General features: G+C 42.7%; 17 protein-coding genes. 7 read left to right on the plus strand and 10 right to left on the minus strand.

The genetic code is table 11. The features are described 5' to 3' along the window. Nucleotides 1–20: 20 nt before the first annotated feature. The 5 genes from OCV39_RS15650 to OCV39_RS15670 are packed head-to-tail and all read left to right on the plus strand — an operon-like array spanning nucleotide 21 to nucleotide 6,020. Nucleotides 21–959, plus strand: a complete 939-nt coding sequence (locus OCV39_RS15650; protein WP_017053528.1) for a DUF58 domain-containing protein — start codon at nucleotides 21–23, stop codon at nucleotides 957–959. Continuing rightward, the gene (locus OCV39_RS15655) at nucleotides 956–1,438 is read left to right on the plus strand and encodes a DUF4381 domain-containing protein (RefSeq protein ID WP_261889943.1); all 483 of its coding nucleotides are present in this window, start codon (nucleotides 956–958) and stop codon (nucleotides 1,436–1,438) included. The genes OCV39_RS15650 and OCV39_RS15655 overlap by 4 nt, the downstream gene beginning before the upstream one ends. Continuing rightward, nucleotides 1,431–2,408, plus strand: a complete 978-nt coding sequence (locus OCV39_RS15660) for a vWA domain-containing protein (RefSeq protein ID WP_261889944.1) — start codon at nucleotides 1,431–1,433, stop codon at nucleotides 2,406–2,408. Before OCV39_RS15655 ends, OCV39_RS15660 begins: the two co-directional genes overlap by 8 nt. Further along, nucleotides 2,401–4,344 carry a VWA domain-containing protein gene (locus tag OCV39_RS15665; RefSeq protein ID WP_261889945.1) on the plus strand — a complete coding sequence of 648 codons (1,944 nt, stop codon included), beginning with the start codon at nucleotides 2,401–2,403 and terminating at the stop codon, nucleotides 4,342–4,344. Before OCV39_RS15660 ends, OCV39_RS15665 begins: the two co-directional genes overlap by 8 nt. Before the next feature lie 5 nt (nucleotides 4,345–4,349). Next, complete coding sequence (locus OCV39_RS15670; RefSeq protein WP_261889946.1) at nucleotides 4,350–6,020, plus strand: BatD family protein; 1,671 nt, start codon at nucleotides 4,350–4,352, stop codon at nucleotides 6,018–6,020. Between the two features lie 196 nt (nucleotides 6,021–6,216). Here OCV39_RS15670 and OCV39_RS15675 read toward each other — a convergent pair whose 3' ends face one another. From OCV39_RS15675 to OCV39_RS15700, 6 genes are all read right to left on the minus strand, one after another. Further along, nucleotides 6,217–6,837: a YgjV family protein gene (locus OCV39_RS15675; RefSeq protein ID WP_017053523.1), complete on the minus strand. Its 621-nt coding sequence runs from the start codon at nucleotides 6,835–6,837 to the stop codon at nucleotides 6,217–6,219. 170 nt (nucleotides 6,838–7,007) lie between these two features. Then, nucleotides 7,008–9,122, minus strand: coding sequence for a sensor domain-containing diguanylate cyclase (locus OCV39_RS15680; RefSeq protein ID WP_113798461.1), 2,115 nt, complete (start codon nucleotides 9,120–9,122; stop codon nucleotides 7,008–7,010). A 247-nt stretch (nucleotides 9,123–9,369) separates the two neighbouring features. Beyond that, nucleotides 9,370–10,119, minus strand: coding sequence for a phosphate ABC transporter ATP-binding protein PstB (gene pstB / locus OCV39_RS15685; RefSeq protein WP_017053521.1), 750 nt, complete (start codon nucleotides 10,117–10,119; stop codon nucleotides 9,370–9,372). Between the two features lie 63 nt (nucleotides 10,120–10,182). Then, nucleotides 10,183–11,073: a phosphate ABC transporter permease PstA gene (gene pstA, locus OCV39_RS15690; RefSeq protein WP_050988747.1), complete on the minus strand. Its 891-nt coding sequence runs from the start codon at nucleotides 11,071–11,073 to the stop codon at nucleotides 10,183–10,185. A 44-nt stretch (nucleotides 11,074–11,117) separates the two neighbouring features. After that, entirely contained in the window at nucleotides 11,118–12,047 is a 930-nt protein-coding gene (gene pstC / locus OCV39_RS15695) for a phosphate ABC transporter permease subunit PstC (RefSeq protein WP_113798463.1), read from the minus strand. A gap of 82 nt (nucleotides 12,048–12,129) precedes the next feature. Continuing rightward, nucleotides 12,130–12,951: a phosphate ABC transporter substrate-binding protein gene (locus tag OCV39_RS15700; protein WP_113798465.1), complete on the minus strand. Its 822-nt coding sequence runs from the start codon at nucleotides 12,949–12,951 to the stop codon at nucleotides 12,130–12,132. Between the two features lie 349 nt (nucleotides 12,952–13,300). On the opposite strand from OCV39_RS15700, the gene OCV39_RS15705 reads away from it, so the two are divergent. Continuing rightward, nucleotides 13,301–14,944 (plus strand): methyl-accepting chemotaxis protein, encoded by a 1,644-nt coding sequence (locus tag OCV39_RS15705; RefSeq protein WP_261889947.1) that lies wholly within the window; start codon nucleotides 13,301–13,303, stop codon nucleotides 14,942–14,944. Nucleotides 14,945–15,019: 75 nt separating this feature from the next. On the opposite strand, the gene OCV39_RS15710 is transcribed toward OCV39_RS15705, so the two are convergent. Then, entirely contained in the window at nucleotides 15,020–16,363 is a 1,344-nt protein-coding gene (locus tag OCV39_RS15710; RefSeq protein WP_113798469.1) for a DEAD/DEAH box helicase, read from the minus strand. Between the two features lie 308 nt (nucleotides 16,364–16,671). Here OCV39_RS15710 and OCV39_RS15715 point away from each other — a divergent pair, with 308 nt between their 5' ends. Beyond that, on the plus strand, nucleotides 16,672–16,941 hold the full coding sequence (locus OCV39_RS15715) for an Lpp/OprI family alanine-zipper lipoprotein (RefSeq protein ID WP_017054384.1): 270 nt from the start codon (nucleotides 16,672–16,674) through the stop codon (nucleotides 16,939–16,941). 26 nt (nucleotides 16,942–16,967) lie between these two features. On the opposite strand, the gene OCV39_RS15720 is transcribed toward OCV39_RS15715, so the two are convergent. The 3 genes from OCV39_RS15720 to OCV39_RS15730 all read right to left on the minus strand — a co-directional run bounded on the left by OCV39_RS15720 (nucleotide 16,968) and on the right by OCV39_RS15730 (nucleotide 19,805). Further along, nucleotides 16,968–17,882 carry a L,D-transpeptidase family protein gene (locus OCV39_RS15720; protein WP_136995076.1) on the minus strand — a complete coding sequence of 305 codons (915 nt, stop codon included), beginning with the start codon at nucleotides 17,880–17,882 and terminating at the stop codon, nucleotides 16,968–16,970. A gap of 122 nt (nucleotides 17,883–18,004) precedes the next feature. Next, nucleotides 18,005–18,868, minus strand: a complete 864-nt coding sequence (locus OCV39_RS15725) for a MerR family transcriptional regulator (protein ID WP_171755526.1) — start codon at nucleotides 18,866–18,868, stop codon at nucleotides 18,005–18,007. Then, a complete protein-coding gene (locus OCV39_RS15730) occupies nucleotides 18,858–19,805 on the minus strand; it encodes a YbgA family protein (RefSeq protein ID WP_113798475.1) in 948 nt (315 codons plus the stop codon). Before OCV39_RS15730 ends, OCV39_RS15725 begins: the two co-directional genes overlap by 11 nt. Between the last annotated feature and the right edge of the window lie 71 nt (nucleotides 19,806–19,876).

The following is a 19,876-nucleotide window of genomic DNA, read 5'->3' on the forward strand; positions in this document are numbered from 1 at the left end:
TTAAGAATTTGAGTATTTCTATGGATAACCAATTACCCCCACATAGTGATGGTGTGAATCTCTGTTTAGATGAACTCCTGCACTATAAGTCTCAAACTGTACGCTGGTTACCCCCAGCGAACAGTTTATGGTCTCAATTAAGTGGCCAACATCAAAGCCGCCAAAAAGGTCGAGGGATGGATTTTTCTGAAGTCCGCCAATATCAACCTGGAGACGACATCCGCAGTATTGATTGGCGGGTGACAGCACGAACAGGTAAGCCTCACACCAAGCTGTTTAGCGAAGAGCGCGAGCAGCCAGTGGTGCTATATATTGATCTCAATCCAAGCCTATTTTTCGGTTCTCAAATGGTACTTAAGTCGGTACAACTTGCTCATATCGCGAGTCTAATTTGCTGGTTAACCGTAGCGCAGAAAGACCGCATCGGAGCCATTATAGACACAGGCGAACAACGGTTTGAGTTTCGCCCCTCTTCGCGTACCAGTAGCCCTCTTCGCATCATGCAGCAATTAGTTACTGCGCATAACGAATCGCTACAGGAAAACAAGCTGAATCAACGTGGCTCAGACATGCCGTCGATGGCTTCTGGGTTAAAAACATTGCACCAGCTCTGCCCCAAAGGAAGTGAAATCATCCTATTAAGTGACTTCATGCGCTATCAAGAGTCAGATAGAGCATTACTCACTCAATTACGAAAACACAACCGACTTCGTCTCGTTCATATTTACGACCCTTTAGAAAAAGGTCAAACCCATTACCGCGGAAGTGAAAAAGTCTCAAACGGATTCAAAGCGCTATGGCTTGATTTTTCATCGCCGAATACCCGTCGTAATATTGAAGCTGCTTTTCAACAAGAACAGAATAAATTGAACGATTTATGTTGCTCTCTCGCAATCAATTACACCTCTATCTCAAGTGCAACATCTTTAGTTGAGCAAATTACTGGAACACATTCATGACACAATCAACAACAACCCAACCCCCTACGTTACCATTAAACCCGGCTTTACTGCCTGACGCTCCAAGTTGGTGGCCGCTCGCATGGGGTTGGTGGTCATTAATGGCTTTGGCCTGCTTTACGGTGTTACTTGTTGTTATTTATTTGCGTTGGCGCAAGAAGAAATTAGCACCCAAAAAAGCGGCTCTGAAAATCATTACCAACCAAGCTTTGGAACATACCCCATCAGCAGCGATCGAACTCTTGCGTCAAGCGGCTCTCAGTTACTACCCAAGAGAGCGTATTGCTATGCTGTCTGGCGAAGAGTGGTACGCATTTTTGGACTCTCAAATAAGCCAACCTCGCTTTACCCCAAATAGCGCTGTATGGCAGCAAGCTCTTTACCAAAAACCATCCTCAGAAACACAACAAAGCTTGATTGAAGATTGCCAATTTTGGATCGAACAAGCTCTGCCACCAAAGAGAGGTGGTCGTGAGTAATTGGTTTAGTCTTGAATTCGTTTGGTGGGGAGCGTTTTTCATCCTCCCTTTGCCTTTTTTAATCTATATTTTTGCCCCCGCAGTAAAGCAGCGGGCAGCCATTCAACTGCCTTATTTGCCTGAACAATCAACAGCCAAGACGCCAAATATTTTATTGGCAAAAGTGCTTGCTTGTGCCATCTGGCTACTGCTTGTATGCGCAAGTGCTAGACCGGTTTGGTATGGTGATCCTGTTGATTTTCAACCTAAACATCGTGACATGATGCTAGTGGTTGACCTCTCCTACTCCATGAATCAGCAAGACATGAAGCAAGGTGATGACTTTATCGATCGTTTAAGTGCCGTAAAAAATGTGCTGTCCGAATTTATCGATAAACGTAAAGGCGACCGCTTAGGTTTAGTTCTTTTTGCTGATCACGCTTATTTACAAACACCACTCACCTTAGATAGAAACACCATTTCTCAGCAGTTGAATCAAGCCGTTTTGCGCTTAATTGGGACTAAAACGGCCATTGGTGATGGGATCGGGCTTGCAACGAAAACCTTTGTAGACAGTGATGCGCCACAACGAGTGATGATTTTACTCAGTGATGGCAGCAACACCGCAGGAGTGTTAGACCCGCTTGAAGCGGCAACCATTGCTAAGAAATTCAACACCACGATTTACACCATTGGCGTAGGCGCAGGTGAAATGGTCGTCAAAGAGTTCTTCATGACTCGCAAAGTGAATACCGCTCAGGATCTCGATGAGAAAACGCTGATGGAGATTGCTCGCATGACGGGTGGGCAGTATTTCCGAGCTCGCAATAGCCAAGAACTCTCCACCATCTACGATACAATAAACCAATTAGAGCCGATCAGTGCCGCGATACAAACTTGGCGACCTCAAAGTGAATGGTTTGGCTTACCCTTGTCATTCGCACTGCTTCTTTCTCTGATATTAATCATTCTGAGGAGAAATCATGGCTAGTTTCGTTTTTCTCTATCCCTACTGGCTAGTAGCGATCATTCCACTTTTCATACTTTGCCTTTGGCTATTTCGACGCAAAAATTCAACAGGACTGATTGCGCCACATTTAGCCAATCAGCTCGGTTTCAATCAAACTAAAAATCACAAACCACTCTCGATTGGTCTTGCACTAAGCGGTATTGTGGCAATTGTTGCTTTATCTGGGCCTAGTTTTCAAAAAGCAGAGCAACCGAGTTTCGACTTAGCGACGGCACGTGTTCTCGTCATGGATATGTCGATGTCTCTCTATGCCACCGACATTCAACCCAACAGGCTAACCCAAGCACGCTATAAAGCTTTGGATCTACTTCCGCTTTGGAAAGAGGGGGCTACAGGGCTCATCGCTTATGCCGGTGATGCTTATACGGTCAGTCCACTCACAAGCGATACGAATACATTGCATGCTCTCATTCCTAACTTATCTCCTGATATCATGCCATATCAAGGAGCCGATGCGGCTTCAGCGGTGAAACTCGCCATCGAGATGTTAACCAATGCTGGTAATCATCAAGGTCAGATCATTCTTATCAGTGACGATATTGATGACCGTGAATATCAAGAGATTCAGGAACTTACTTCTAGCCAACAGTGGGAACTCTCATTTCTAGCCATTGGAACAGAAGAGGGAGCACCAATAAAACTTAGTGACGGCAGCCTACTCAAACAGAGCTCAGGGGCTACCGTTATCGCGAAATCTAATCTAGGTAACATGCAGTCATTAAGCCAGTCAACGGGTGGTGTTTTTGCGCCTTTTCAGCATTCAAGCAGTGATGTAGAGCTGATTGCAAATCAGAAACTTAGCAACCAAGGCCGCGCTAAAAAGCACAGTGACCAACGACTGACCGAACGAGTCAATAATGGTTTCTGGCTAGTTCCTCTACTGTTGATCCCTGGCTTATTTCTATTTAGAAAGGGAGGTATCTGGAGTGTCGCATTACTGTTTTTACCACTTGCTTACCCAACGCCAAGTCAAGCGAACCCTTGGAAAACCGATGATCAACAAGCCTACCAGTCATTTGAAAATGAAGATTTCCAATCTGCCGCTCAGCAGTTTTCAAATCAAAGTTGGAAAGGTGCAGCTCAGTATAAGGCGGGAGATTATCAATCTGCGATAGAGACTTTAACGCCTTTAAGCAGCGAAGATGATCAATACAACCTTGCCAATGCGTATGCTCAATCCGGTCAACTAGATGACGCTATTGCGCACTATCAAAAGCTGCTAAAAAACAATCCAAACCATGCACTTGCAAAGAAGAACTTGGACATTGTTGAACAAGCTAAACAGCAACAGCAACAGCGACAGCAACAGCAACAGCAACAGCAACAGCAACAGCAACAGCAACAAGATTCTAAACAGAACCAAGAGCAGAATGACAACGCTTCTCAGTCACAAGGATCGGACAAAGACCAGTCATCTCAACAGAATAAACAGAGTGGTCAGCAAGGTTCAAAAAACGAATCGGCACAGAATGATCGTTCTGAGCCTCATAAAGGAAGCGAGAAATCAGATAGCGAACAAAAAGGCGATCATTCGGGCTCGCAACCTAAACCGGAACCTAGTGATGAGAATGATACACAAGCTGGATCTTCACAAGCTAGGTCTCCACAGGCTAAGTCTCCACAAGCGGAGCAGTCACAAACTGAGCCTTCACAGGATAAGCCCTCTGAAGGTACTCAATTGCCTGAAGAGAAAGACCTGACCGATCCCCAAACAGCCAACCGTCCATCAACTGACTCCTCTCCAGAAGAGAACAGTAAGGTACAACAGGTTGACCCAGATGTTAGGCGATTAGAACAAGTCGAAAGTGCTCGCGATCCTAGTCGATTATTACGAGCACAAATGTTGTTACAAGCGCAACAAAGAAACGCCCCTCAACAAAACAATAAAAAGTGGTAAATAGAATGAAACGCACCTATCCATTTTTCATAAGAGTACTCTCCACGATGCTCTTTAGCCTAGTGCTAGGCCTAAGCTCAATCGCTCATGCTGAGTCCTTAGTCGCAAGCGTAAGTAAAAACAGAGTCGCCAAAAATGAAGTGTTTCAGCTTAAAATTGTCGCGGATCATAAGCTCAGCTCTGAAGACATTAACTTTACATCACTAGAGTCCGATTTCTATCTAGGTCGCCCAAGTTTCGGTTCGGCGATTAATATCATCAATGGTGATCGGAGTGTTCGCAGTGAATGGACAGTCTCTCTCGCAGCACTCAAATTAGGAACACTGACAATCCCTAGTTTTTCTGTCGGAGGTGTATCAACTCAGCCTATCGTTATTCAATCAAGCATCGACACATCGGCTCCTAGCCAAAACGACATGGTTGAATTTCAAACTCAGCTAGAGAAAAATGAGCTCTACCCGAATGAAAGTACACAGTTTCATGCCCGACTGATTATTAAGGCGGATCCGCGACGCTTACAAAACCCACAAATAATCCAACCGAAAGCAACCGGAGTCCGTATCGAAGCAATTGGGGACTCCAAGCAATATCAAAGCGTTATCGATGGAATGGAAGTGACGATTGTCGATCAGAGCTATCACATAACCGCTGATGATAATGGGCACACTAACGCGACACTGTTAGGTCCAAGTCTGAAAGGTGCCGTGGTTTATGGAGGGAACCGCAATGGCTCCACACGTCTAATCCAACTGAATACCAAAGCCGATTCCTACACGATCAAAGTATTAGCCAAACCCGATAATTACCGTGGGTTTTGGCTACCAACACCATCGCTAACACTCAAACAGACTTGGCAAGATGAGTCTGGTAAAAATCTCGATCCTGCCTCGACTTTCGATACCAAAGTTGGTGAATCACTCACTCGAACCATCTCTTTAACCGTTGATGGATTGTCTGAAACTCAATTGCCTAATTTGAATGTAACGTATCCAGACTCTCTTAGAGTCTATGATGAAAAGCCTCAATTTGACATCACCGATCAGGGTCAAACCGTAATGACAGTGAAGCAAGTGTTGATCCCGAAATCGACAGGCAGTGTGACACTTCCTTCTGTAAAAATCCCATGGTGGAATACTCAGTTAAAACAACAGGAAACAGCGAATATTGATGGACTAACCTTAGAGGTAAAACCGGGTAACGAAACGGCTCTGACTTTGCCAAGCGCGCCAACTAAGGCTGTGCCTGTTGAAACACAAACCATCACGGTTATTGATGCTGGCATTTGGCCATATCTGACTTATATGTTTGCCACGTTATGGCTAATCACCGTGCTTATGGCCATCAAGATTTGGAGAACCAAGCCAAAAAATGTCGGTACACAAGCAAGCAAAGCCGAGATCGCCCCTCAAGACCTTGGCCTACTGCAAACCATCGATGCCGGTGATCCGATTCGTATTCAACAAGCCGTCTCTAGTTGGATGTACTCGCAAGTCAATTTGGACACAGATGTTCGCCATGCGATGGAGAATGAACTCCAGCGAATGCATGAAAGTCACTATGGGGAAACTCGGTCTCAGTGGAGTAACAAGTCATTGCTTAAATTGATTAACAAAGCGATGAAAATCAGCTCTACAGCACAAAAGTCGAAACACAAATCAGTGCTAGCGAAACTTTAAATGAAGATAACCATCACGACTGCGGCATGACTGATTGGCGTGAGGAGGTCGCTTTTGAGATGAGATAGTTATTTATACGAGATGGTTATTAATATGAGATAGTTATTAATACGAGATAGCCGTTAAAGTGAATAAAGGGAAGGGAGCCAAATGAATTTTTGGCTCCCTTTTATCTGATTCATTAGGGTAATTGAAATTACAGATACTTAATAAATAACTGATCATCCGCGTCCGAAGGCAGGAACCCTACCGCTTCTAAGTAAGTACGGTGTTCATCACTATTTGCGTGCGCGTGTAACGAGTTGAACCCTCGGCTTTTTATCACATCAGGATGCGTTTTAAAGTAATACTGACCAATTTTAAAATCACGATACTCTAGCGTGACATAATCAAGTAAGACGTTCAGTACTCCATTTTGCTCTCTCTTACCCACCAGCAACCCTGCAATACTGTTATTCCTAAGCATATAAAAAGCAGTGTCTGCTGACTTTAACTCTTCTGTCGATATTTGCCGCTCGATATCTTCGCGGTTTGCTGTAATGAAATGCTCAAAATATTCAGAACCAACCGACGCTGAAATCAGTTTAAACTTCTCTTTAGTGTGGCTAATTTTGTAGAGGTAATACACATTAATCCCCGCAATGCCGAGGTTCATTAACATGGTGGGGTATGAATCGATGAAATAGGCAAAGGCCGCAAATAACAAGCAACCAATAAAATTAATCACCCGTAATTTAATAATCGACGTCATGGTTAATGAGACGAGTACTACAAGCGAAGCTAAATAACCAAACCATTCAACCCAATCAAATTCCATTTTGATGCCCTTATGCTTTTGATATTTAATAAACCTGATATTTATTAAACATAGCAGAAGCAAAACAAGCTACCTCGTTACATCCCGAAACTCTGACCTTCTCGACATTCCAACTAAGATAAATCAAATGTTTCTATGTCAGCGTCACACGACTAAGTATTTTCACACGACTAAGCATTTTCACTCGATAGGTCCAAACAACTCACACAATTTCGTCCTGACCTTTTGGCATGATATAGAGCTTCGTCAGCTTTATTGTATAGCGAGTCAAAATTAAAGTTCGCCGATGTCATTGTGGTCCATGTGTACCCGATGGATACCGTTAAGCATGTATTGTCAGGGTTATCAATGTGCCTAATGTTCTCATTCTCGATACCTTGACGTATCGCTTCCGCTTTCTCTTCCACTTCTCTTTCGGTGGTATCTACAAGTAATAATGCAAACTCTTCACCACCAATGCGGCAAAATGTTTGATCTTCACCTGAAGCATATCGCTCAAGGATATTGCCGATTCGAATCAAGGCGATATCCCCTTCAAGGTGACCATAATAATTATTGAACAGCCCGAAATGATCGATATCAAGAATGATGACCCCAAAAGTGAGTTCCCTCTCGCTCTCTATTTCACATAATTTTTCCAAGTGATAATCCAACATTCTTCTGTTGCCTAAGCGGGTCAGAGGATCCATTTTTGAAAGCACCTCAAGCTGCCTATTCACTTGTTCTAATTCATGAGTTCGTTTAGAGACCTCTTGCTCTAAGTTTTCGTTCAGCTCTCGGATCGCCTCTTGCGCTTCCGTTCGCTGAAGCACTTCGGCTAAGCTTGATGCAAACATACGGATCATTTCTCTCAACTGGGACGTTAATGGACTACGAGTTAGCAAATTATCTGCGGCGATAAAAGCGATAGGGACACCACTATTACTGGTCAGCATCGTCATTGATGTCCAACCAAAACCTACAATTTTACAGTCATGGTAAACAGGAACTGACTCTTCAAAAGCCACTTCGTTTGGAACCGATCTCGCTTGATTCACGATCGATTTATTCGTGGTTTCACTTCGATAGTAGGATTCATCCACCACATTGCCTTGAGTATCAGTCCCCCATGTACCTTGCATATAAGAGCATTTTTCATCGGTTAGAAAAACGGCTAAACGATCGATACCTAAATGTTGAATCGCAAAGGTGACGGCGGACTTACAAACTTCACTTACCGTCGCGCACCTCGAAAGCTCGACAATACTAGAGTGCAGCATACGAACGCTCTGCTCTTGGCGCTTACGGATATATATTTGCGCCAGAAGCGAACCAAAAGACTCCAACATCTGTTTCTGATAATCAGTAATTGCATTGCGATGAACCAAATTATCCATTGCGATCCAACCAAAAGCCTCTCCCGCTTCTCTTAAAATCAGCATGCCATTCCACCCCTGCCCGACCACTTTACCAGCCGTGTAGAGAGGTGCATTTTCGATCACAACCAGATTCTTTTTTTTACTGAATAACCCTTCAATGTACTCTTCTTCTAGCTGATGAATATCATACTGGGTCTGATGTTCACTGTTTGTTTTCCCAAATTCGTCCGTTCCATAAGTCCCACTGAAGCATCGCTTCTTCATATCAAGTAACATGAATACCGCACGATCAAAGCCAAGCTGATCACGTACCGCTTCGACTGCTGCTTTATATAATTCATCAAGGGATTTTGGATTAGACAGCTCTAAGGCGACCTTTTGTACCAACTTCATGTTGTTTACAAACTGTTCGCGCATTTTAATCTCATCGAGGTATTGCGCTTCACGTACATCTCGATTTTTAATCTCTAAAGCCGCATTTTTTTCAGCTCGCACGCATTGCCATTTTGCCGCCGCAATTTGTAAAAACTCAAATGTAGATTCAAATATTTTTTCGACACTCTCATCTTTAATACCTTGAATGATAATGTAAGTTCGAGAAGCCGTTGAATTATCCAGCATCATGACATAAGAGCATTCATGCTTTGGTTTCTCATCCCATATACAGCTATTCATGGCGATAGGTATGAATCCTTCCGCAGTATCAAACTGTGCCGCCCACTTCCAAAAAGTAGATGGATAAGAGATGAGTGATGAAAAAGTACCAATTGAGAATAACGGGACAGTTCGTGGACTATAAATAGGATCACGAAAAATGAGCGCGCCCTCGATACTTAGCTCCTCTTGAAGGTAAGCAAATAACACCTCAGCCAACACTCTATGATCTCTTACTGCTGAAACTTGTTTTGAGAACGTTTTTATATACACCAAGGGACCCCAATAATGTCATCTAATGGCTGGATCATTGCTCAAAAAACCATATGCAATCAATGGCGTTAAATGTCGATTGTTAAATGCACCGCATTTTTGAAACTCTATTTACAACATCCTAGAGTACTTAGACATTATTGGGATTTTGTTTCCAAAAAAAAGCCTCACATAAAGTGAGGCAAAATTCATCGCATATATTTTTATAGTGATTTCTTAGAATTTACTACTAGCGCATGATTGCATATCAACCAAAATCACCATTAACATAGCCTTTTGTTCTGTCATCTTTAGGTTCACTGAAAATAACGGCAGTATCATCATGCTCCACTAGTTCTCCCATTAAGAAGAAAGCCGTACGATCAGAGATACGTCTTGCTTGCTGCATTGAGTGAGTCACGATAACGATCGTATACTCTTTTTTCAGCTCCTCCATCAGCTCTTCAATTCTATGGGTTGCAATAGGATCAAGCGCGGATGTTGGTTCATCCATTAAAATGACATCAGGCTCCATTGCGATAGTACGAGCAATGCATAATCGTTGTTGTTGACCGCCAGATAAACCAAAGGCATGTGATTTCAATCGGTCTTTTACTTCATCCCAAAGCGCGGCACCACGTAGCGAACGCTCAACCACGGAATCGATATGCTTCTTATCTTTGATGCCTTGAGCTCGTAATCCATACGCGACATTTTCGTAAATGCTCATAGGAAAAGGGTTCGGTTTTTGAAATACCATGCCGACTTTGATGCGGAGATCGGCGACATCAATGTTGCCGTAAATATCTTCACCATCCATTTCAAGTCGACCAGTGATCTTCACGCCTTCAATTAAATCATTCATTCGATTTAAGCACCGAAGTAATGTTGATTTTCCACAGCCCGACGGACCAATCAATGCCGTAACTTGGCGCACTGGTACAGGTAAGTTAATGGTTTTTAGTGCCTGATTTTCACCGTAAAAAAGATCGAGGTCTTGAATATCAAATTTGTTCATATTTTAAGTTCTCTTAAATTCTGTTGTGGCTGATAGCGACTATGTACTTGAAGTACTCAATGTTTAATACGTTGCAGTATTAAAGCGACTGGCTATCAGTTTGGTCAGGGTGTTGATCAGTAACACCACTACAATCAATACAGTTGCCGTGCCATAGGCTTGGTTCCACTCTTCAATAGAAAATAGTTCCGTGGTGAGCTTATACAGGTGAACCGTTAACGTTCTTCCTGAATCCAATAAACTATCTGGGATACGCGCCACCATACCTGCGGTAAGAAATACAGGTGCCGACTCTCCAATAACACGGCCAATACTCAAAATGACGGAAGTCAAAATCCCAGGCATGGCACTTGGTAGAATTAAACGCCAAATCGTATAAATTTTTGGAGCGCCTAGCCCATAAGATCCTTCTCGATACGTTTGCGGCACTGCCATTAGAGCCTCTTCCGTTGTTCGAATAATGACAGGAAGAATCAAAATACTCAGCGTTAATGCTCCCGACAAAATGGAAAAACCTAACCCAAGTATTGCCACGAAGAAAGTCATACCAAATAGACCAAATATGATCGATGGAATTCCCGCTAATGATTCGGTACAGAAACGGATAATCTTAACCAATTTACTGCCCACTTTGGCGTATTCCGTTAAGTAGATTGCCGTCATGATCCCAAGCGGTGCGGCGACTGAAATCGACGCGATCACCATATAGATCGTCGAGATAATCATCGGGAAAATTCCGTGTTCATCCCCTGTTCGTGTGTAGTCATCGGTAACAAAATTCCAATCAACATGCTGCAAACCATTTGAAAGGATGTACCACATGATCCAAAACAGGAAGCCTACGGTTAATGCTGAAGCGCCCCAAATAAAGACACTTAATACATTATCTTTGAACTGACGCTGTTTTTTAAGTTTTGTACTTTTCAATTTATCGGGTGCTGTTGACGCCGACATCGCTTTTTTCTCTGAGGTGGTCATATTTTGTGAAGTCATGATAGTTACCTCGCTTTTTCACGATTTAAATACAGTAAAACAGCGTTTAATGACATGATGAAAACCAGTAATACAACGCCAGTCGCATACAATGCATTCGCGTGGATCCCGCTGGCATAAGACATTTCGATTGCGATATTGGCTGTCAACGTTCGAGCAGAGTCTAAAATCCCTTCGGGCATCGCAGGCGCATTTCCCATCACCATAATGATGGCCATTGTTTCGCCTAGCGCACGGCCAATGCCAAGAATCACACCCGTCATGATCCCAGAACGAGCGGCAGGAACTAACAGTTTGAAAATAGTAAATATCTTTGATGCCCCTAGCGCCAAAGAGCCCTCTTTATAAACACTGGGAACAGCACGTATTGACGTCTCCGATACCGTTATAACGGTTGGCAGAATCATGATGCCCAATACAATAATTCCAGCCAAAATCGTATTACCCGCAGGAACTTGGAATATGTTTTGAATAAGAGGGACGATGATCACCAAACCAAAAAAACCGTATACAACCGAAGGAATACCTGCTAGTAACTCAACCGCAGGGCGAATAATATTAGCCAGTGGTTTTGGTGCAATTTCAGCAATAAAAATTGCAGTCAGTAAGCCAATGGGAACCCCAACCACCACAGCACCTAATGTTGAAACCACTGAGGCAACAATCATTGTTGCAACGCCATAAAGTGCAGGTGGGAGCCAGTTTTGTCCGAGAACGATGCCTGAAACACCTACCGCTTGAAATGCAGGGATACTCTCTTTAAAAATGAAATAAGCGATAACTGACAATGACACAATGCCAATAACCGCACTGGTTAAAAATAAACCGTGAAAAATACGTTCTTTCCAATCAACCCGCTTTTTCGTCCGTAATCCACGTTTCATTGAGATCGATGAGCTATTCATAAGCTTTTCACTATTTGTTGCGATGGTCATAACCAAATACTCATATGTCGATAATTCGATATGGGTAAAAAAGGCTCAGCCCGAAATGTGGGCTGAGCAATAATGATTTGTTTTAGTTAACTGAGATGTAACCTTTTTTGGCAACCAATGCTTGAGCTTCATCGGTAACCATCCAGTCAAGGAATTGCTGTGTTGATGCTGAAGGCTTACCTTCTTTGTAAAGAACTAGGAATGGACGTGCCACTTTGTATGAACCATTCTTAACATTACTCACTGTCGCGTCAGTACCGTCGATAGGGAGCGCATGTACTGAGTTATCCACTGTACCTAAAGAGATATAGCCAATCGCATATGGGTTAGAAGCGACCATTGTTTTCAGTGCGCCATTACCATTAGCAACTTGTGCTCGTTGCGAAATAGCCGATACTTTTACACCTGAAATTTTCTTTTTCAATTTCATGATATCTTCAAATGCACCGCGAGTGCCTGATGCCGTATCACGAGTAATCGCAACGATTGGTTTATCTGCACCACCAACTTCTTTCCAGTTGCTCACTTCGCCTTTATAGATTGCTGTAACCTGTTCAGCCGTCAATTGTTGAATGCCGTTTTTAGGGTTTACTACGACCGCAATACCGTCACGAGCAATTACCAGTTCTTTTAATTCAGGTTCCTTTTCAGAGCTTTTTAGATTTCGAGATGACATCCCTAAATCTGCAGACCCATTTTTTGCCGCTTTAACGCCTGCAGAAGAGCCAGGCCCCTGCACTTCAATATAAACATTTGAATTCGATTTCATGTATGTTTCAGAAAACACTTCCATAAGCGGTGTTACACTACTGGAACCTACCGCAGAAATAGTTTCTTTTGCTGAAACTGAAGTCACTGTTAAAGCACCGAATAGAGCGATTGCGCCGATTACTGTTTTTTTCATCACAAATTCCTTTAGTGGCCTTATTGCCGTTGTGTTTCATTTGACGATGCTCACTTTAGGCAGGTTATGTGACAGTTGTGTTTCAGTTCGTTGAAGCCTCTATGACAACGATAACCTCTTCACCCTCTTAATTATTTTTTGTATTTATAGACCGAAACGAAAAATAACGAACATGAATGCGTTCAAATTATTGGGTGGTGGGATAAATAGTGTTAGTCTGAAGATTACCTTCAAGTGGAAGCAATATCACAGAGTTATCATCTACTGAGACAAAGATTTCTGAGCCGATAACACTTTCGTTTCCAAACATTACAAAATATTTTTATTACAACGTTAAATAGAGGCTTTTATGCGTCAACTACTCAGTAATCTATCCATCAAGGTACAGGTCATTGTTCCTGTCCTTTTCACAGTTGTTCTCCTACTTATTGGCATCACTTTTGGTGGGCAAAAATTAGAAGAAGCTTTCAATGACGTTACAACATCGACTGAAGATGTCATCGTGTTTAAAGATGGGCTTAGTACCATTGTCGACAATACTTACGCAATGCGTATCAGCGCAATTTACAGCTTATTTGATCCTAACGAGGTAAGCCTACTCTCAGGAAAATTAAAGACAAACCAGCAGGCAAACTTTGAGCAACTTAATGTTCTAGACCGTATTTCATCTTTGAAATCAGAGGTTAAAGCTGTGCGAGAAGCGATGAATGCCTACGTCGATTACTCACAAAACACCATGATCCCTCTATTAAAGACCAAGCATTCCGCGACAAATTTATCGGATAGTTTCCAACAGCAATACAACCAAGCTTCTGCTGAATATCGCGATGCTGGTGCGAAGATGGTTAACGCGATTGACGCACTTTCAAATAAGTTAAACAAGATCTCTCTTGATGATTTACGCATCAATACCGAAAAACACACAAGTACTCTTAGCGCGATCACTATTGGCTTGATTGTTGTTCTTACCATTGCATTGATAAGCGGCTGGTTATTAGCAGGCATCATTGTGACTCCAATTCGCAAACTCCAAGATACGATGCGAGAGATCGCCAAAGGTAATCTTCGAGTGAAAGCCGATGTTGACGGTAAGAATGAAATTACCGACCTATGCCATGATGTCAATTCAACCGTTGAACAGCTACGTCATACCGTAGATTCCCTTATCCGCATCAGTGTTGAAGTAGCGTCTGCATCAACAGAATTGGCGGCGGTCATGACTCAATCAAGTGCCAATTCAGATCAAGAAAAGCAAGAAGTGGAACAAGTGGCTTCTGCGGTCAATGAATTAGAAAGCACGGCATCTAACGTAAACAGCAATGCCGTAGATGCCGATGCAGCATCAAAACGAGCCGATGAAAGTGCTTCACACAGCATGAAGTTATTTGAAGAGAGTAACCGCGCAAATGTGAAAATGGCAGACCAGTTGGGCGACGCTGCGGGTGTTGTTAGCTCATTGAAAGAACAGTCTGAAAAAATTGGCAATGTGATTGAAGTGATTCAAGGCATATCAGAACAGACGAACTTACTGGCGCTTAATGCGGCAATTGAAGCGGCTCGCGCAGGTGAAAGCGGCCGTGGATTTGCTGTCGTTGCTGATGAAGTTCGCTTACTAGCAGCAAGAACTCAATCATCAACACAAGAAATTCAGGCCATCATCGAAGAGCTCCAACATCAGTCTGGCTCAGCTAACGAGAGCATGATTTCAAGTTTAACCACGTTAGAAGAGAACCAACAGCTTGCAAATCAAGTGAACCACGCACTATCTGAGATTAGCGAATCAGTCGGTGATATTGCTTCGATTAATACTCAAGTTGCAACGGCAGCAGAAGAGCAAAGCCATGTAACAGCAGATATTAATCGCAACATTTCAAACATTTACGATTTGGTTAGTCAAAACGTAACTGGCGTCACTCAAGCAGCAGCGGCTAGCCATGAGCTATCCAACCTTGCTGAGAAGCAAAAACTGGAACTTGATTACTTTAAAGTTTAAGTAGTACACATAAGAAAAAGCTAAACACTAGAAACAAAAAAACCGCCAATTTGGCGGTTTTTTTTAATTCAAACCCTACTCTTCTGCTGGTTTATCTACCGCAGGCTTCGCAGGTTTTTTCTTTGGAATAAAGACAGAATCACCCACTGCAACATTCTTATGGAAGCTCTTATCACGTTGAGTTGGTTTTTTCGGAGTCTGTGCTGATTTCGCTTTCGCTTTACCTTTTGCAGGGCCACCTTTCTTAAAGGCAGGCTTACGCGGGCGAAGACCTTTGAATTTACCTTTCAATCCTTCTAGTACAGAGAAAGCTAAATCTTGTTGTAGGTAGGTTTCTACACGCTTGAAGCTATCCCAATCTTTTGGTCCAACTAGAGAGATAGCATCCCCTTTATTACCAGCACGGCCAGTACGACCTACACGGTGAACATACTCTTCCGTATGCTTTGGCATATCGAAGTTGATAACATGGCTCACGTTTGGAATATCGATACCACGAGAAGCGACATCCGTAGTCACAAGGATCTTAAAGACTGCACGCTCAAATTGGCTCATGATCGCATTACGTTGAGTTTGGTTTAAATTACCACTCAGAGCGACGGCTTTAAGCTTCTTCTCGTTTAGCTTTTCAGTTAAACGATCAGTATCCACACGAGTTGCTGTAAAAATCATGACCTGACGGTATTCAGCTTCTTCAATAATACGGTCGAGGATTGCTTCTTTATGATCTAAGTGATCACAAAGATAGAATTTTTGAGTAATGTCTTTATGTTCTTCGTTCGAAACACCAACAGAAATACGTTTTGGTGAATCAAGCATTTCAGATGCAATATCATTAACTTCCGCGTGATCCAACGTTGCTGAAAACATTAACGTTTGACGACGACGGTGTTTTGCCGCTTTATGAATGCGTCGTAATTCAGGTGCAAAGCCTAAATCTAACATACGATCCGCTTCATCAAGAATAAGCGTATCGACACCATCTAAATGCAAAGAGCGGTGCTCAAGGTGATCGGCAAGACGACCAGGAGTAGCCACAATAAAGCGTGGGTATTTGCGTAACGCTTTAACTTGATCGTTAAAGTTTTCACCACCAAGAATTAGGGTCGCATCATAAGACAATCCACCCAGCATTGAGCGCAACTCACCGTAAACTTGTTTCGCCAGTTCACGTGTCGGAGCCAAAATCACACCACGAGGATCTCTTGCAGAAAATGCTTTATTTTTGAGAGCCTTATGCAGCATAGGTAAAACAAATGCTAAGGTTTTGCCTGATCCCGTCTTTGACGAAGCCAACAAATCTTTTCCTGCAATAACAACAGGAATCGCTTGTTGTTGGATCTTTGTCGCTTTTTTAAAGTCGTAGTGTTTCAGATTTTTAAGTAAGCGATTGTCTAGGCTTAAATCTTTAAAGTGCAATGGACTCTCCAGTCTTAATGATTCGATATAAAAATTGGTTAACACGATATGATAACGCAAAAGCAGCCATTATAGATAGAGATCACATAAAAATTATATGGAATTGAAAGTACCGCCTTCAGCCTCCCTCTGTTGATTCTCAGATATAAGAATGTTCAATATCTGAACGATACTTACTTCAACTATTGAACTTTTTATCATCAGATAACTAGGTGTATTGATAATTAGTCGCTACAATCAAGGTGATGCGACTATATGATGAAGAATGTATAGCGCGCGATTCGATACTTATTGAACAAGGAGTTCCTATGAACAAAATGTTACTTGCTGCTGCAACAACATCAGTACTACTTCTTGCTGGGTGTGCTTCAGGGCCAGATGAAGCGAGCATGGCAAAGATGGATGAACTAAATAACAAAGTGTCTCAACTAAGCCAAGAAGTGGCATCTCTTAAAGGTGAGCAAGCTGACGCTGAAATGAAGTCAAAAATGGCAGCGGACGCGGCAATGTCTGCACAAGAAGAAGCGGCTCGTGCAAATGAGCGTATCGATAACATTGCACAGTCTTACACAAAATAAGCGGCCTTATTTTGTTCCAGCACCTGCTATTCAGTAGGTGCTGCTATTTCTACAGGCAAACCGTTTTGCGCCAAAATGACAGCCTTCGCTTTACTATCTGACAGTTGAAACTCTTCCAACCACCAATTTAACTCAATAGGAAGGGTAAGAGGTTGTTGCGTTCCATCACTGCGAGTTAATGGCTCATGAGCCTCAATAAACACGCTCCGATCCGGTTCAAGGGCGATTTTAATCGGCTGATTAATCACTTTCACTTTCTCGCCTTTACTTACCTTTTCAAAAAGCCACTTGATATCTTGAGGTTCCATACGAATACAACCAGAACTCACTCTCAAGCCAATACCAAACTCTTTATTAGTTCCATGGATCAAATAATCTCCAGCGCCATACCCAAGTCTCAAAGCAAACTCCCCTAACGGATTGTTGGGACCTGCCGGCACAACCGCGGGTAGCTCAACGCCTTTTGCTAAGTACTCATTGCGGATTGAGGTGGGAGGAGTCCAAGTCGGATTCGCTCTTTTCTGACTAATTTTCGTTTCCATTTCTGGAGTGTCGCGTCCAACCCTGCCAATACCAACGGGGAAAACATGGACTTGATTCAGGGAAGGTTCAAAATAGTAAAGCCTCAATTCAGCAAGGTTAATGACAATACCTTTTCGCGGAACTTGAGGAAGAATCAATTGTGAGGGGATAGTAAGTACATACCCTTCAAGGGGAAGGAAGGGATCAACGCCTTTGTTTGCAGCCATTAATGATAAAAAACCAACATCATATTGCTTGGCCACTTTGGCTAAGGTCTCACCTTTTTCAACAACATGCAGTTGCAAACGACCAACGATATGGCTGTCATCTTCAGGTAACTCAAACGTGGCAGCATGGCTTCCATTTGTCACGCCTAAAATGAGTGTTAGTAGTAGCCCTAACGGTTTGAATCGCAGCATTTATCGTTATTCCTTAGCACTTTATCTTTTACAAGGTTATCTCTCTTTCGACTGTTTTATCAACTATTGAGGCGAGATAGTTGATCTTACAAAGTGCTTCCCTGCATCCATACTGCTTAAATTCAGTCACTGCTCGCTATTTCTTCGGATGACAGATACAGCTTATCAATAACGTCAGATACCGAGACTTCCTGCTCAGCGTGACTCATCCACGCTGTCAATATTGCGACTTGTTTATCTGCCAATGCTCGATTAGAAAAAAAGTGTACATGAGAAAAGCTGGTAACGGTTTCATGCTTGAGTAAAGCAGATACACTTTCTACCCCATCTAGCATAACCATGTAAAAACCCATTTCACTCAATTTCAAGCACGAAAGCCATGCCGGTATACTGCCAATCGGATCCAAATTGACAAATAAACATTTCCCTTTATGTGCAGCTTTTCTCTCCGCCTCAATAATTGAGATCAATCGCGTGAGCATAATTGACTGAAACAGGCTTTTTTGAATGGTTCGCTGCGGGCCTTTGACAAGCTCCAGCGCATCCAAAATAGGGAATACAAATTGCTCGGTCACGATGTCTAACGGGTACTCTTTTAATACCATGCTAACGATCGATTCTGCCTTCCCATTATTTAAAGAGGCTAGTGCTGAGATCAATGTATCAACGTCTTCTAAAACCGGTGAGGTACTTGCTTGAGTTCCGGCCCCGGCATTATTTATCAGCTCAGATTCAAGCAGCGGTTTAACTTTCCCTATGGAAATGCCTTTCGCCAGCCAGCTTTGAATCGACTTAATCGTCTCTATATTACCCTGCGTATAAAGCCTATGCCCCTTTTCGGTTCGTTGGGGCTTAATTAAATTGTAGCGTCGCTGCCACGCCCGAAGTGTCACGGGTTTAACTCCTGTTAACTCAGACACTTCGCGTATGGCATACAATTTATGATCTTCTGTCTCACATTTTTCATGATCAGATTCATAGTGCATAGCGTAATCCTAGTTCTTGCGGATACGGTTGGAGATACTTTTGCTGTAGTAAATACGAGTCAGGAAACGCCTCTAAGTAGTGATTAATTAGAGTTAACGGTGCAAGGATCGGAAGCAAGCCGGTTCGGTATTGATCTATCACACGGCACAGTTCCGCTTTTTGCGTCCCAGTAAGCAGTGTTTTGAAATAGCCTTGGATATGCATCAGAACATTAGTATTGTTTTTTCTGCTTGCTCGATTTCTTATCGCTTGCATGAATTCAGTACGATAACGTTGGTAAAACTCATTCTCATCGTAATCTTTAATATGTGCCACCAAACGACCTAGTGATTTATATGACTCAGGATGGTGAGCCATCAAGCTCAATTTATAGCGAGAATGAAAAGCAACTATTTTTCCGGGCGTTGGATCGCCCCCCATCGAATCATAGAAATCTCGCAAGCTATAGACTCGTGTAATGAAATTCTCGCGTAATACAGGGTCTTGTAACCTTCCATCTTCTTCTACAGGCAACCACGGCATTTGCTCCATCAACTCTTGTGTAAATAAGCCAACACCATTTTTTTGCGCTTGGTTACCTTGGTAAACTTTTACACGCTCCATGCCGCATGTCGGAGAGTTAGCGCATACAACATAACCGCACAGCTCTTTTTTACCAAGATCTTGAACTTTCTGTTTCGAAAACTGAATCATATTGTCGGTATGGTCTTTCGAACTGTCTTGACTTTGCAGTAAGCGAATTCGCTCTTCGTCAGAAACCAACCGTATTGCCGGTCTTGGTGTCGGCATACCTATAGAAACTTCAGGACAAACGGGCACGAAAGAAAAATAGTCAACAAGATCCCGAGCAAGAAAATGATTTAATTTACTTCCTCCATCAAATCTGACTGGATTTCCAATGATACATGCACTCACTCCGATCTCAATATGCGACATAAACACCCCCAAAACTATACAAAATTAACCTACGTATAACTTATAGCATGCCAAAACTGATTGTACAAAAA

Origin of the sequence: Vibrio cortegadensis (assembly GCF_024347395.1) — a bacterium.
GTDB lineage: Bacteria > Pseudomonadota > Gammaproteobacteria > Enterobacterales > Vibrionaceae > Vibrio > Vibrio cortegadensis.

What these genes read in the sequence shown, in the direction of transcription:
- OCV39_RS15650 (WP_017053528.1), top strand. Translation starts at nt 21, where the DNA reads ATGGATAACCAATTACCCCCACATAGTGATGGTGTGAATCTCTGTTTA.
- OCV39_RS15655 (WP_261889943.1), top strand. Translation starts at nt 956, where the DNA reads ATGACACAATCAACAACAACCCAACCCCCTACGTTACCATTAAACCCG.
- OCV39_RS15665 (WP_261889945.1), top strand. Translation starts at nt 2,401, where the DNA reads ATGGCTAGTTTCGTTTTTCTCTATCCCTACTGGCTAGTAGCGATCATT.
- OCV39_RS15670 (WP_261889946.1), top strand. Translation starts at nt 4,350, where the DNA reads ATGAAACGCACCTATCCATTTTTCATAAGAGTACTCTCCACGATGCTC.
- OCV39_RS15675 (WP_017053523.1), bottom strand. Translation starts at nt 6,837, where the DNA reads ATGGAATTTGATTGGGTTGAATGGTTTGGTTATTTAGCTTCGCTTGTA.
- pstB (WP_017053521.1), bottom strand. Translation starts at nt 10,119, where the DNA reads ATGAACAAATTTGATATTCAAGACCTCGATCTTTTTTACGGTGAAAAT.
- pstA (WP_050988747.1), bottom strand. Translation starts at nt 11,073, where the DNA reads ATGTCGGCGTCAACAGCACCCGATAAATTGAAAAGTACAAAACTTAAA.
- pstC (WP_113798463.1), bottom strand. Translation starts at nt 12,047, where the DNA reads ATGACCATCGCAACAAATAGTGAAAAGCTTATGAATAGCTCATCGATC.
- OCV39_RS15700 (WP_113798465.1), bottom strand. Translation starts at nt 12,951, where the DNA reads ATGAAAAAAACAGTAATCGGCGCAATCGCTCTATTCGGTGCTTTAACA.
- OCV39_RS15705 (WP_261889947.1), top strand. Translation starts at nt 13,301, where the DNA reads ATGCGTCAACTACTCAGTAATCTATCCATCAAGGTACAGGTCATTGTT.
- OCV39_RS15715 (WP_017054384.1), top strand. Translation starts at nt 16,672, where the DNA reads ATGAACAAAATGTTACTTGCTGCTGCAACAACATCAGTACTACTTCTT.
- OCV39_RS15720 (WP_136995076.1), bottom strand. Translation starts at nt 17,882, where the DNA reads ATGCTGCGATTCAAACCGTTAGGGCTACTACTAACACTCATTTTAGGC.
- OCV39_RS15725 (WP_171755526.1), bottom strand. Translation starts at nt 18,868, where the DNA reads ATGCACTATGAATCTGATCATGAAAAATGTGAGACAGAAGATCATAAA.
- OCV39_RS15730 (WP_113798475.1), bottom strand. Translation starts at nt 19,805, where the DNA reads ATGTCGCATATTGAGATCGGAGTGAGTGCATGTATCATTGGAAATCCA.